Raw genomic sequence first — 12,427 nt, forward strand, 5'->3', positions numbered from 1 at the left:
GCGATACCCGGGGTGGGGGTGCGCCGGCTGGAGGTGGTCGGGCTCGTCGCCCTGGGGGGGCTCCCCACGGGCCGGGCTCCCGCCCGTCGGCCGACGCGGGTTCAGCTCACGTGCTTGTCGAACCACTCGACCAGCTGCTCGGGGTGCTCGGAGAAGTAGTTGTAGCCGTCCCATCGCCGGGTGCTGCCCTCGATCCAGAACAGCTTCTTGTCGCTTGCGGGGACGGCGTCGAAGATCGCCTGTACGTCGGAGGGCTTGGTCAGTGCGTCATCGTGCACCTGGGTGATGAAGGTGGGCACCTGACAGTTCTTGGCGTACTCGATCGGCGACACCTCGTCGATGGTGAAGCTGAGATTGAGTTCCACCTCCCGGTCCACGGCCTCGAACTGGTCCGCGATCCCCATCGCAAACCTGCAGCGTCTCCTGGACTCCATGGCCTGCCCGGCGTTCGTCCTGAACGGCCGTGGTGACGTCCTGGCCGCCAACAGCCTCGGCCGTGCCCTGTACGCCCCCATGATCGAAGCCGCCGGGGGAGCCACCCCCAACCACGGCCGGTTCATCTTCCTGGACCCCCGCTCCCGCCAGTTCTGGGGCGACTGGGAAAGCGCCGCCGACAACCTGGTCGCCCTCCTGCACGCCCAGGCCGGCCGCGACCCCTACGACAAGGACCTCACCGACCTCATCGGTGAGCTGTCCACCCGCAGTGACGATTTCCGTACCCGCTGGGCCGGCCACGACGTCCGCCAGTACCACCAGGGCGCCAAAGCCATCCACCACCCCGTGGTCGGAACGCTTCACCTCGCCTACGAATCCCTCGACCTGCCCGCCGACGGCCTCATCCTGTTCGCCTACGGCGCCGAGCCGGGCAGCGACTCCGAAGACGCGCTGCGCATCCTGGCCGGCTGGGCCGCCGACCACGTCCCCGAGCCGGCCGAGCGCTCCCCTGACAGGACGAGCAGCGTCCAGCAGCCGGTGCCCGGCGAGACGCCCCTCGCACCGCCGACCAGCCGTCACCCGTGACGGCGGAGCAGCGACCACCAGGAGCGGAAGGGAACGATCCACCGCGTGGTGTGCACGGCCCCGCCGGCCAACGCTGACCGGCGCTGCCCCGGCGACCACCGGCCCGCCGCTGCTGTCGCAACGTGCCTTCGTCCGGACCAACTCGTCCGGGGCCGACGCCGTGGCAGCAGGTAGCGGGTGCTTCCTCCCGACAACGTGGGGACCTACCGGCCGGGGGAGGGGAGCGGGTCCCCTGCTATTGTGCGCCGGTGTCAATGATCAAGCAGTTTCAAGTGACCTTCGACTGCGCGGAACCCGCGCTCCTCGCCGCCTTCTGGTGCGAGGTGCTGGGGTACGTCGTGCCTCCGGTCCCGGAGGGCTTTGCCACGTGGGGGGAGTACCACCGCTCGCTGCCGCCCGAGGACGAGATCTACTTCGCGTGTACTGATCCGTCGGGTGTGGCCCCGCGCCTGCTCTTCCAGCGGGTTCCCGAGGGCAAGGTCGTCAAGAACCGGGTGCATCTGTGTGTGCGGGCCGGCGCCGGGCTCGTGGGTGACGAGCGCCTGGCCACACTCGAGGCCGAATGCGCACGGCTGATGGCGCTCGGCGCGAAGCACGTGCTGACGCAGCGCGCCGATGGCGTCAACGAGTCGTGCATCACGATGCAGGACATCGAGGGCAACGAGTTCTGCCTCGCCTGATTTCTCCTCCGAGACTGCGAGGCGGGGGGCCGTCTGCTGGGGACCTCTCAGGTCCCGCATGCGGCGGGAGTCATCCCGTGAGAGCGAGGTTGTGGAGGGTCGTGGTGGTGTCGGCCTGCCAGTCGGTCGGTTCGCCGCCTTGAGGCCGGCGGTGCGGGGTGACGAGGCCGGTTCCGGGGTGGCCGCCGTCGGCGATCGGGGTTGTCCGGCCGACGGCGGCCTTGGCCCGGGATTCCTCCCAGAACGCGGGGCAAGCGCGAGCCTGGGGCCGAGATGGTCGATGGCGCGATCGGCGGTGGACTTCGACACTTCGAAGAGCGGCGCGGGTTGGCGCAGAGCCAAGGTGGTGTGCCAGTACGCGGCCACCAGTAGTACCGGTACTCCAGGACAGCCTCCACGGCCGCGCTCCTGTGAGAATCGCGCTCCTGGGAAATCCGTTGCCCGGCTCCCGGACCACCGCGTAGCTTCGGCGCTCGACGGCATGTAGCTCAACGAGTCAGAGCACCGGGCTTGGGACCTGGAGGGTGCGGGGGCAGGGCCCGCCATGCCGGCCATGGATGAGAACGCTGAGCAGCAGCACCCGACGACCACCGTCTCCACCGACTACGCGCACCGGCAGCTCGCCCGCGCGTTCACGACGGCCCTGTCGCATCCCGACCCGGCGACCCGCTCCCGCGCGAACGCGAAGGCGGGCCGCTGGCGCGAGGTGTTGGCAGGCATCGCCGACGGCAGCCTGCGGATCGGCTCCCGGACGCCGGTGGCCGGCCTGCCCGCGTGGGTGACCCCGGAGGTGGTGCGTGGCGGTTTCGCCACCGGACGCGCCTGCGCCGAGGGGCCGCTGGAGCCGTACGAGCGTGCCGCGTGCCGGGCGGCCGGGATCCCGCAGGGGCGCGCCGAGCTTTTCGCTCACGCGCTGACCGAGGCCGGGCTCGCCGAGCTGTGGGCCCTGTTGGACGGCGGCCGCTACCGGGTGACGGTGCCGGAGGAGGCCGCGCTGCTGACCGTGGCGTGGCTGGTCCGGGCCGGCGAGCAGCGCGCGGCGCTGGAGTTGGTGGCGGTCCTGGCACCGTTCGCCGACCGTCTGCGATTCACCCCGCCGCCCGGGGACGGCACGGCGACCGAGCCCGACGCGGTGCACCGCCGCACCGTCGGCGAGGCCGTCGCCACGCTCGCGACCCGCAGGCCCAACATCGCCGTGGAGACCCAGCGCGAGGCCCTGACGGTCTGGCTGCCGTACTCCGACGAGCTGCTGGCGCACTGGCTGGAGACCGCGGCCGGCGGCCGGGTCCTCGCCGTCGACCCCGGGCCGCACTGGCACCGGCGCGGCGCCGCGCTGCTGCTGCGCTACCGGACGCTGGCCGCCGCGCACCGCCTCTGCGGCAAGCACCGCAAGCCCGGCGGGAACCTCGGCATCCTGCGCGCCGCCCTGGAGGCCACGGTCGCCGGCGAGCCGCTCGACCCCAAACTGCGTGGGCTGCTGGTCGCCGCCGTCGAGGCGATGGTGCACCGCCGCGGCCTGCCGGGCTCGCAGCGCCACCGTGCGCTGCGCGCCGTCCAGGCGGTCCAGGCCGCGCTGCCGTCCCACCACGCGCTGGCCCAGGTGCTGCTGGGCCGGCTCGCGACGCTCGGCCAGGACGACGGTGTCGCCGACCCGGACACCGTGCTGGCCCCGGTCACCGCCGCGGAGGCCGCGGAGAGCGGGATCCCGGCCGGTTCCGCTGTCCCGGCGGCCCTGCACCGGCCCGTACTGGCCGCCACCAGCGCGCCGGTCGAGACGCTGATCGGGCGCGGCCTGGTGCCCTCCGCCGAGGTGCTGGCGGAGCTCGCACCGCAGCTGGCCGCGGCCGCAGAGGCCGCCGCGTACCCCGATCCGGCGCTGCGCGGGCTGGCCGCCGCGGGGCACCGCGCGTTCGCGGGCCGGCGTTCGCTGCTGCTGCTCGACTACGCGCACCAGGTGCGTGCGCAGGAGCTGCCGTGGGTGCGGGCCGTCCACCCGCACCGCGGCGATGACCCGGTGGCGCGGCGGACCGGGACGGCCGCGCTGCGCCGGCTCGGCGAGCTGGCTCTCGGCACCTTCCCCGGCACCGTCCTGCCGAATCCGCTGGTCAGTGAGCTCGCGGGGCTGGCCCGGCGGGCCGACGCGCCGCTGCCGTTCACGGAGGAGTTGGCCGCTGACATCTTCATGGGCGGCTTCACGCCCAAGTTCACCGCCGCCGCCGAGATCGCCGCCGATCTGCTGGAGGGGACGCTCTACGAGCGGTACTACGGGATCGACTACGCCGAGGTGTGGGCACTCGCCGAGCGGGCCGACGGTGACCGGGAGCGGTCGGTCGTCGCCCGGGAGTTCTCGGCGCTGTGCCGGCGGCGCACGGGCGGCCCGGGCGCGTCCGGCTCGGTGGCGGCCAACGGCACGGTGATCGAGCAGGCGCAGATCCTCACCACGCACAACCTGGCGGTGCTCGCCGGGCCGGTCGGCGTCGTCCCGGCCGGCGGGTGGGAGGCGGCTGCGCTCGGCGCGTACGGCACGGTGCGCCGACTGGTCGCGCTGGCGCAGCGGCGGCCGTGGCCGCTGGCCACGGTCAAGAACGCCGCGTTCGCCTGGCGGCAGTTGGTCTTTCACCTCTCGCTCTGTTCTGCGCGGGAGCGCGAGGCCGTCCTCGCCGAGATCGTCCGCGAGCACCCCGCGCGCCTCGCCCCGGCCGTCGAGGGCCTGCGCCTGGCCGCGGCCGGTCACCGGTTCGACCCGGACGACACCGCCACCCGCCGCTTCCTCGGCTGGACGGTGGGCCCGCACTGGCTGCTCAGCCGATGAGCGGGCCGGCTCCCGGAGGGCGGCCTCCGGGAGCCGGCCCGTCGAAGTCGTCGCGGCGGACGTACTCGCCCGGCGTGGACCACTCCTCGACTCCCCAACCCCTCAACCGTGCCGGCGACGCCTGAGACCGCGGTCGCGCTGGTGCCGGCGACGACCTTGGGTTGCGGTGGGGCCGTGAGCCGCTGCGCGGGTAGCGGTCCCCGGTTCGAGGACGGGTTCGGCGATGCCTCTTCCAGGACGGGTTAGGTGATGCATCAGAGGGCATCTGATCATCTTTCAGGCCCGTGCCGAGCTGGAGGCCGCCCAGCGGCGGAAGGGTGACGCCCCGGCTGGGCCACGGCGGCGCGAGACACCGAAGGCGACCGCCGAGTACGCCGAGCTCGCCAGGCCTCTGCTCGGAGCGCTGAAGAAGGCGGGTCGGGAAGGGGAGACCCGTACCTGGGAGCCCATCACCGACCGGACCGGCGTCAAGCGCCTGCGGCAGCTCGGCCACACGGCGAAGGTCGAGGTCCTCGTGATCGCTGAGAGCGGGACCCCCGCCGACCGGCCGCTGTGGTCGGTCGTCCTGGCCGCCGCCGGCGGCCAGGAGGCACTCGCGGTCCACCACGCCGTCTGCGAGCGGCCGGGGCGGCCCTGCCCGATGCCGACGAGGCCCTCCGCACCCGCCTCGGCGAGGAGAGGACCGTCCTCCAGCACGGCTGGTAGGGCCGACGATGTCCGGGTTCCCCACCGACGGGGGAACCCGGACCTTAGCCGCGCTCGGGCGGGGCGGGCCCGCCACCGAACCCCGGTCCGGGCGCCCCGCCGGGGTGGCGCGCCACGTTGGCCACGTGGTCAGACCTTGGGGATGTGCTCCACCGGGCAGGAGATGCCGGGCACTCCGGCCATCTTGCCGTCGGTCGTCACCAGCGGGCAGCGCAGTGTCTCCGCCAACGAGATGTAGATGGCGTCCCCGACGTAGGTGTTGTGCCGCAGCTCCCAGGCCCGCAGCAGCAGGCCGGGAATCGGGATCCGCTGCACCTCCAGGGCGTCCAGGTCCTCGATCGCGGCCTGGGCGTCCTGTTCGGTCAGCAGCTTCTTCTGCAGCAGCCGGCCGATTACCCGGGAGACCTCGTGGTCCAGGTGTGCCGGGGCGTAGACGTCCTCCCCGGTCAGGCGCTGGCGGACCTGGTCAGCCGTCGGTCCGGCCCCGACCAGGGCCTCGACCACCGCACTGGCGTCCACGACGATCACCGGCTGCCGCCTCGCTGCTTCTCCGCCCATGCCTCCAGCAGGTCCGCCATCGTCAGGTCTTCCGGGAGGGCTGTCAGGTCCTGCGGCGCAACGGAACCATGCTGCGCCAGTACCTCCCGCACACGCTGGCCCAGGGCCGGCATCTGGACCACAAGGGCCGAGATGGACGGGACGTCGATGCCCTCGGTCATGGTGTCCGTGCCCACGAGAACCTCGGCGCCGAGGGCCTCGTTGCGGACGTCGTCGACGGCGGCGGTGATGTCCTCGCTGGAGGGACGCTGGCCGGCGGCGCGAGCCCGGGCGGCCATCCGCTCCATCTCGGAGGCCTCGATCGGCCGCGGCCCGATGTTCGCCCCGGACAGCAGATGCAGCAGCGCGGCCGGGACGACGGCGGCGACCGGCTTGCCGTAGCGGGTGATGGCGGTGATCCGGCCGGTGTGCTCGGCCAGCGTCACGATCTTGGAAAGCTCGGCGCGAGCGTCAGCCAGCGCCACGGCGGGAACGTTCGCCGGGAGATCCGGACGACCCTGCGGCTCCGTAGTCATGTAAAGACTTTACAACTCTGCGGTCTGGTTCGCGGTGAGTTGTCACCCCTGACCGTGGGTACGGACGGCGGTGTGAACGACACCGTCGAGCAGCCCTCCCCCGTGGGGGCCGGAACCGGGACGGGCAGCACGGACGCGGTGCTGATCGTGGTACGCGGCCCCAGCGGCGCCGGGAAGTCGAGCACCGCCGCCCGGCTCCGCTCCGCCTACGGCCGCGGCCTGGCGATCGTCGGACAGGACCAGCTGCGCCGTGAAGTGCTGCGCGAGCGGGACGTCGCCGGCGGCGCGAACATCGGCCTGATCGGCGTGGTCACGCGGCACGCGCTCGACCACGGCTTCCACACCGTCGTCGAGGGCATCCTCGACGCCGGCCGGTACGGCGCCATGCTCACCGACTTGGTGGCCGGCCACCGGGGGCGCAGCTTCCTCTACTACCTCGACGTCGGCTTCGCCGAGACGGTGCGGCGCCACGCCACCCGGCCGCTGTCCGCCGAGGTGAGCGCCGAGCAGATGGCCGGCTGGTACCGGCCACGGGACCTCCTGCCCGGCGGCCGCGAACACGTCATCGGCGAGGACGGCACCGCCGCCCGGATCCTGGCCGACACCGCGCTCACCCCGCCGGGCTGGACACCGCGCCCCTGAACCGACAGCGGGGCCAGCAGGCCGGAGGTCACGCTGGACGTCGGCCGCGGTGGCGCGCGGTGGTGTGGTTCCTGTTGCCGCCGGGAACGGGGCCCGCCGACGTGATGACGCTGCCGGATCCCGCACGCATGGACGTGGTTGCCCAGCGGCTGGAGCGCGCCCGCGAGGCCGGGGCGGCTCTGGGCCAAGCGCAGAAGGGGTGACAGACGCAGGGCATCCAGCATGGAGATCTCCACGGGGGTGCTGTCCGCAGTGATCACTGTTCTGCCCGGTGTCCGGGCAGCCGACCCGTGGCATGGCCACTTCGCCGACCTGGCGCTGGTACGCGGAGCCATCGCCACGGTCCTGTCGGCATGGGGGTCGTTCTTCACCTATCCGGTGATGTGGGTCCAACGCTCGGACGGTCCGCCGCCTCACCGTGCTTGAGCGCCGGATCGCCTTCTACCGCCTGGGCCTATAGGCCAACTGTCGGTGTCTTGTCAGTCGAAGGATCAATGCTTCACCCGCTGGGATGATCTTCGTTCTTTGGTCTAGCGGGCGCGCCTGCGGATGGGGCTTCCTCGTAGGCATCGGTGATGTCTCATTGGGGGGACGCGATGCGCTTGTTGGACACGTCTGTGACCCGGTCGTGGGCGGCTGAACCTCTGCCGTCGGATGTCGTGGAACTGCTCGGAGCGCTGGAGTCGCGGGTGATCTCCCGCGTCGATCCCGGCGGGGCGGTTCGCGAGGCCTGCCGCAGCCGGTCGCTGGAGTCGGCGCTGGCGCTTCGGCTGGTGGAACGCTTCGGCAGCGAGGAGCCGTCCGGGGCCCTGCTCCGGGCGTACCTGGAGGCGCAACTTCCGGGCCTGGAAGGCGTCGAGCGGATGTTAGCCGAGGCGGCGCTGGGCGGTCGGCGCCTGGCCTGGGATGCGGCGCGGGAGTGGCTGGTGCGGGCGCCCGGCTTCACGGCGGACCGCAAGCGCGCCCTGCTGGAGATGCTGGCCGTGGTCTTCGACGACCGCCATGTGCCGGTGTGGGACGAGCGGGCGTTCGAGGGTGCCGCGTTGCACAGCTGGGCGCTGGTGCAGATGACGGCGGTCAAGGTGGTCGTGGCGGTGGCCGCCGGGCAGTCCGAGCGGGTGACGGACGAGGACGTCCGCCGCCTGATGGACACTCAGCGCGCGCCGCACGTGTGGGAGGGCAATGTGCTCCTCCACCTCTCGGTCCTGCACGCCCTGGTCCGCCTGCCGGGCACCGAGGAGCTGGTGCTGGATGGCCTGCGCAAACTCATGGCCCATCAACGCGCCGACGGCGGACTACCGTTCGTCTCGGACACCGACACCTGGTGCACCGCAACGGCCGGGGTCGCACTCGCGTCGGTCGGCACGGCACCGTACGTCCTGCACCGCCTGGCGGGCCACCTGGTCGGCCGGCAGTTGCCCGCGGGCGGCTGGGCGTACACCGATCTGTCCTGCCAGACCGATGTGGACGACACCTCGGTGGCCGTGCAGTTCCTCCACGTACTGGACGCCGAACGGTACGCCGGGGCCATCAGCCGCGGCATCCGGTCACTGCACGCGGTGCGCGGGGAGGACGGCGGCTTCCCCACCTATACGGCCGGGACGCCTTCGGAGGCGTCGATGACCGCCGCGGTCACCGACGCGCTGACGGTCCGCCCCACGGCCCACGGCCCGGTGATCGCGAAGGCCCTGCGCTTCCTGGCCTGCGAGCAGCGCGAGGACGGATCGTTCCCGCCGGACTGGAGCAGCAGCCGGCTGCACACCGTCTTCCGGGTCCTGCTGGCGGCCCGGCGCACGGCGAGCCCGGATTCGGCGGTCCAGCGCATGGTGCGGCGAAGCGCCGACCTGGTGCGCGGCCAGCAGAACGGGGACGGCGGGTGGGGGCAGCAGGCAGGCGATGCCAGCGACGTCGTCAGCACCGCCTACGGCCTGACCGCGCTGTGCGCGCTGCCCGATGCCGATCCGGAGTCGGCGCTGGCCGCGGCCGACTTCCTGGTGCGGCGGCGGACGGCGGACGGCGGGCTGGACGCGGTGCCGGACTCCATCGGTCCCCGACCCTTCGTCTTCGCCGTGCCGGCCCTGCCGGAGATCTTCACGCTGCTGGCGCTGGGACACCTCTCCGCCCGATTCGACCCGGCCGCCGGTACCGGTCTGCTGATCGGCTCCGCCGCGGCAGGTGCACGATGAACGGGCCGGCCGCAGTCGCGGAGGTGCCGCGCCACATCGGCTTCATCCCGGACGGCAACCGCCGGTGGGCCGGGCTGCACGGAGTCTCGGTGCTGGACGCCCACCGCCGCGGCGCCGAGGTCACCGTGGCCGCGCTGCGCTGGTGCGCCCGGGCGGGCGTGCAGCGGGTCACCGTGTGGGCACTGTCGTTGGACAACGTCCTGCGTCGCCCGGAACTGGCGGGGATGCTCACCGCGATCACCGAACTGGCCGAGGCGCTCGCCGCAGAACCGGGCTGGCGGCTGCGCATCATCGGCGACCTCGGCCAACTGCCCGACCCGCGTTGCGCCGAGGCACTGCGCGCCCTGGCGGCCGCCGCTCCGGCGGACGCCCCCCGTGAGGTCGCCCTCGCCGTCGCCTATGGCGGGCGGGAGGAGATCGCGGACGCGGCCAGGGCCGTGCTGGCCGACGACCCGTCGGCCACGCTGGACGCCGACGCCCTCACCGCGGAGCTGGAACGCCGCCACCAGTACGACTGCGACCTGGTGATCCGCACCTCCGGCGAACAGCGTCTGTCCGGCTTCCTGCTGTGGCAGAGCGCGCCGGCGGAGCTGTACTTCACCGAGGAGTTGTGGCCGGACTTCACCGAGCACTCCCTCCGGCGGGCGCTCTCCTCCTACGCCGTGCGCGAGCGCAGGTTCGGGGCATGAGCGGCGGCGCCGCCACCGTCCGCGAGCTCTCGGTGCGGGCGTTCCAGCACCTCCTGCGCCTCACCCCGCCCGGCGCGTGCCACCCGGCGGCCGACGAGCTGGAGGACCGGCTCACCGCCTGGGCGGTCGCCACGGGACTGTGCGAACCGGACCGGACGCAGGCGTTGGCCCGGCGCCGGATCGGCCGCCTGGCCGGTTGGTGCATGCCCGACGCCCCCGTGGCGGTGGTGCGCGTCACCGCCCGGTACCTCGCGTGGGTCTTCGTCTTCGACGACTCCGTCGCGGAGGACGAGGAGCGGCTGCGGCAGCAGGCGGTGATGGACCTGCCCCGGGTGCTGGAGACCGGCGCGCTCCCGCCCGGCCCGTGCGGTCCGCTCGTCCCCGCCCTGGCGTCCGTGCGCCAGGACATCGTGGACGCGGGCGGTGCCGCGCTGCTGCCACAACTCTCGCAGGGGCTGCGGCAGTACCTGGCGAGCTGCGCGAAGGAGGGCCCGTGGCGCGCCACCGGCACCCCGCCCACGCTGGCCGAGTACCTCGACGACCGCACCCACACCTCCGGTGGCCACCCGCTCTACCTGCACCTGCTGGCCCCCGGCATGCCGCCGCTCGACGAACCGCTGCCAAGCGCTCTCATCGGGCTGGCCGAACAGGCCTTCCTCATCGGCGCGTTGGCCAACGACCTGGTCGGATTCGCGGTCGAATCACGGCACGGCGATCCGGTCAACGTGATCACCGTGCTCGCGCAGGAGTTCGGCCTCGGCCTGCCGGAGGCCCACCGGGCCGCCGGAGTCCTGCACGCCGCCCAGAAGCACCGGTTCGACACCGACCTCGCCCGGCTGTTGGGCGACCCGGACCTGAGCGGGCCGCAGCGGACCTTCGCGCGCGCGGTGGACGGCTGGGTCGCGGGCAGTGCCGCAGCGATCGAGCCGTACCTGCACCACCTGATGAGCCTTGAGCCCTGAATCCGAGGAGTACGCCATGAACCAGCCGACACCCCGGACCGTCCACGTGGTCGGGGGCGGTATCGCCGGGCTCACCGCGGCCTGGCGGCTGCAGCAGCGGGGCATCACCGTACGCGTCTTCGAACGCGAGCCCGAAGCCGGCGGCCGGATGCGCACCGTCACCCAGGACGGCTTCCGCATCGAACTGGGCGCCAGCATCCTGGGCACCAACTACACCCGGATGCTGGCCCTGATCAGGGAGCTGGGCATCGCCGACCAGTGGGGCCGCGCGACCGCCGAGTGCGGGTTCTGGCGCGACGGCCGGGTCCACCGGCTGCGCGCCGACTCACTGACCGACTTCGTCCGCACCCCGCTGATCGGCTGGCGCTCCAAGCTCTCCCTCGCCAAGGTCCTGCCCACGTTCGTCCGAAACCGCAAGTACCTCGACTGGGACACCACCGACCGCAACACCGAACTCGACCGCGTCAGCGCCAGCCGGTACACCCTGGACCGGCTCACGCCGGAGATCCACGACATCCTGTGCGAACCGCTCTTCGGCGGCGGGATCGTGCTGGGTGACCCGGCCCAATTGGCGGCCGCGGACATGTTCTTCTACGCGGCCAAACTTCTCGTCCCGCACTTCAACTCCGCCCAGGGGGTCGGCCTGCTCACCCGGACGCTGTCCGACCGGCTCCCCGTCACCTGCGACGCCACCGTCACCGCCGTGCGCACCACGGACCAGCGTGCCGTACTGTCCTGGTCCCATCACGGGGTCCCACAGCCGGACGAGCATCCGGACGCCGTCATCGTCGCCCTCCCGGCACCCCACGTCCCCGGCCTCCTGCCCCAGCTGCCCGCCGAGGACGCCGCCTACCTGCGCTCGGTCCCCTACTCGCGCGGTCTCGTGGTCTCCTACGGCCTCTCCCGCCGACCCCAGGAACCGTCCCCGACCGTCTTCACCGCCCGCGCCACCCACCGGCAGATCGCCGGCATCGAACTGCACCACAACAAGATCGACAACCGGGTCGACGTCGGGCAGGGCCTGATCACCGTCCACCCCCGCAAGGAGTTCACCGAAAGCTGGTGGGACAAGGACGACGCCGCCATCACCCGGGAACTCCTGAGCGCCGCCGCCACCATCCTGCCCGGCATCGAGGACACGGTGGTCACCACCCTGATCAGCCGCCGCGACCCGGCCCTCGTGGTCCGACCGGTCGGCGGCTACGCCGCCCTGCGGGCCTTCAACGCCCGGCGCCGTACCGCCGATCCCCGCATCCAGCTCGCCGGCGACTACTTCGGTCCCTCCAGCACATACGGTGCCCTACTGTCCGGGGAGAAGGCAGCAGACCGAACGCTCGACCACCTGGCCTCTTCGTAGACGTTTTGCGCCTGGGCGGAGTGTCGGCGTGTTCGCCGGGTTCCCGCAGTCGTCCGGTCGGCTGGGATACCGCCTCCATGGTGAATCGACTGGTCCAACCCCGACGACCACGACGACCGGGCCGACGAACCGCCCTCGACCGCACAGGCCTCTCACGCTGACCGACGACGACCACCGCAACCTCGACCCGCCGCCTTGCGCCAGGTCACGAGCTGGCCGGAGCGCACCGGCGCCGCGCTCCTCCCGACGCGTGGTACCGGGCAGGTCCGGCCAGCTGCCGAACGTGCGCCGCCGGTCCTGG

The 12,427-nt window shown here is 72.8% G+C and carries 12 protein-coding genes, 1 tRNA gene and 1 pseudogene; 10 read left to right on the forward strand and 4 right to left on the reverse strand.

Annotated features, from left to right (window positions below):
• Nucleotides 1-101 precede the first annotated feature (101 nt).
• Entirely contained in the window at nt 102-404 is a 303-nt protein-coding gene (locus tag ACFVHB_RS09485; protein WP_380317786.1) for a hypothetical protein, read from the reverse strand.
• Between ACFVHB_RS09485 and ACFVHB_RS09490 the strand changes: the two genes are divergently transcribed.
• Nucleotides 340-1,020, forward strand: a complete 681-nt coding sequence (locus tag ACFVHB_RS09490; protein ID WP_380317699.1) for a hypothetical protein — start codon at nt 340-342, stop codon at nt 1,018-1,020. The two genes, ACFVHB_RS09485 and ACFVHB_RS09490, sit on opposite strands and share 65 nt — an antisense overlap.
• Nucleotides 1,021-1,268: 248 nt before the next feature.
• On the forward strand, nt 1,269-1,700 hold the full coding sequence (locus ACFVHB_RS09495) for a VOC family protein (protein ID WP_380317702.1): 432 nt from the start codon (nt 1,269-1,271) through the stop codon (nt 1,698-1,700).
• A gap of 109 nt (nt 1,701-1,809) precedes the next feature.
• Here the strand turns inward: ACFVHB_RS09495 and ACFVHB_RS09500 are convergent.
• A pseudogene (locus ACFVHB_RS09500) lies at nt 1,810-2,103 on the reverse strand (transposase family protein); the annotation flags it as partial.
• A gap of 74 nt (nt 2,104-2,177) precedes the next feature.
• On the opposite strand from ACFVHB_RS09500, the gene ACFVHB_RS09505 reads away from it, so the two are divergent.
• Both ACFVHB_RS09505 and ACFVHB_RS09510 read left to right on the forward strand, forming a co-directional pair.
• Nucleotides 2,178-2,254 (forward strand) — tRNA-Pro (locus ACFVHB_RS09505).
• Nucleotides 2,254-4,512 carry a hypothetical protein gene (locus tag ACFVHB_RS09510; RefSeq protein ID WP_380317705.1) on the forward strand — a complete coding sequence of 753 codons (2,259 nt, stop codon included), beginning with the start codon at nt 2,254-2,256 and terminating at the stop codon, nt 4,510-4,512. The genes ACFVHB_RS09505 and ACFVHB_RS09510 overlap by 1 nt, the downstream gene beginning before the upstream one ends.
• 834 nt (nt 4,513-5,346) lie before the next feature.
• Here the strand turns inward: ACFVHB_RS09510 and ACFVHB_RS09515 are convergent.
• Nucleotides 5,347-5,745 carry a type II toxin-antitoxin system VapC family toxin gene (locus tag ACFVHB_RS09515; RefSeq protein ID WP_380317707.1) on the reverse strand — a complete coding sequence of 133 codons (399 nt, stop codon included), beginning with the start codon at nt 5,743-5,745 and terminating at the stop codon, nt 5,347-5,349.
• Nucleotides 5,742-6,290: a type II toxin-antitoxin system Phd/YefM family antitoxin gene (locus ACFVHB_RS09520; RefSeq protein WP_380317710.1), complete on the reverse strand. Its 549-nt coding sequence runs from the start codon at nt 6,288-6,290 to the stop codon at nt 5,742-5,744. Before ACFVHB_RS09520 ends, ACFVHB_RS09515 begins: the two co-directional genes overlap by 4 nt.
• A gap of 72 nt (nt 6,291-6,362) precedes the next feature.
• Between ACFVHB_RS09520 and ACFVHB_RS09525 the strand changes: the two genes are divergently transcribed.
• From ACFVHB_RS09525 to ACFVHB_RS09550, 6 genes are all read left to right on the forward strand, one after another.
• Nucleotides 6,363-6,932 (forward strand): kinase, encoded by a 570-nt coding sequence (locus ACFVHB_RS09525; protein WP_380317713.1) that lies wholly within the window; start codon nt 6,363-6,365, stop codon nt 6,930-6,932.
• Nucleotides 6,933-7,154: 222 nt separating this feature from the next.
• Nucleotides 7,155-7,358, forward strand: coding sequence for a hypothetical protein (locus tag ACFVHB_RS09530; protein ID WP_380317716.1), 204 nt, complete (start codon nt 7,155-7,157; stop codon nt 7,356-7,358).
• A 233-nt stretch (nt 7,359-7,591) separates the two neighbouring features.
• Entirely contained in the window at nt 7,592-9,118 is a 1,527-nt protein-coding gene (locus tag ACFVHB_RS09535; RefSeq protein WP_380317719.1) for a prenyltransferase/squalene oxidase repeat-containing protein, read from the forward strand.
• Complete coding sequence (gene uppS, locus ACFVHB_RS09540) at nt 9,115-9,807, forward strand: polyprenyl diphosphate synthase (protein WP_380317722.1); 693 nt, start codon at nt 9,115-9,117, stop codon at nt 9,805-9,807. The genes ACFVHB_RS09535 and uppS overlap by 4 nt, the downstream gene beginning before the upstream one ends.
• Nucleotides 9,804-10,769 carry a hypothetical protein gene (locus ACFVHB_RS09545; protein ID WP_380317725.1) on the forward strand — a complete coding sequence of 322 codons (966 nt, stop codon included), beginning with the start codon at nt 9,804-9,806 and terminating at the stop codon, nt 10,767-10,769. Before uppS ends, ACFVHB_RS09545 begins: the two co-directional genes overlap by 4 nt.
• Before the next feature lie 16 nt (nt 10,770-10,785).
• On the forward strand, nt 10,786-12,126 hold the full coding sequence (locus ACFVHB_RS09550) for a protoporphyrinogen/coproporphyrinogen oxidase (protein WP_380317728.1): 1,341 nt from the start codon (nt 10,786-10,788) through the stop codon (nt 12,124-12,126).
• Nucleotides 12,127-12,427 lie beyond the last annotated feature (301 nt).

Origin of the sequence: Kitasatospora sp. NPDC127111, from assembly GCF_042677465.1 — a bacterium.
Lineage (GTDB): Bacteria > Actinomycetota > Actinomycetes > Streptomycetales > Streptomycetaceae > Kitasatospora.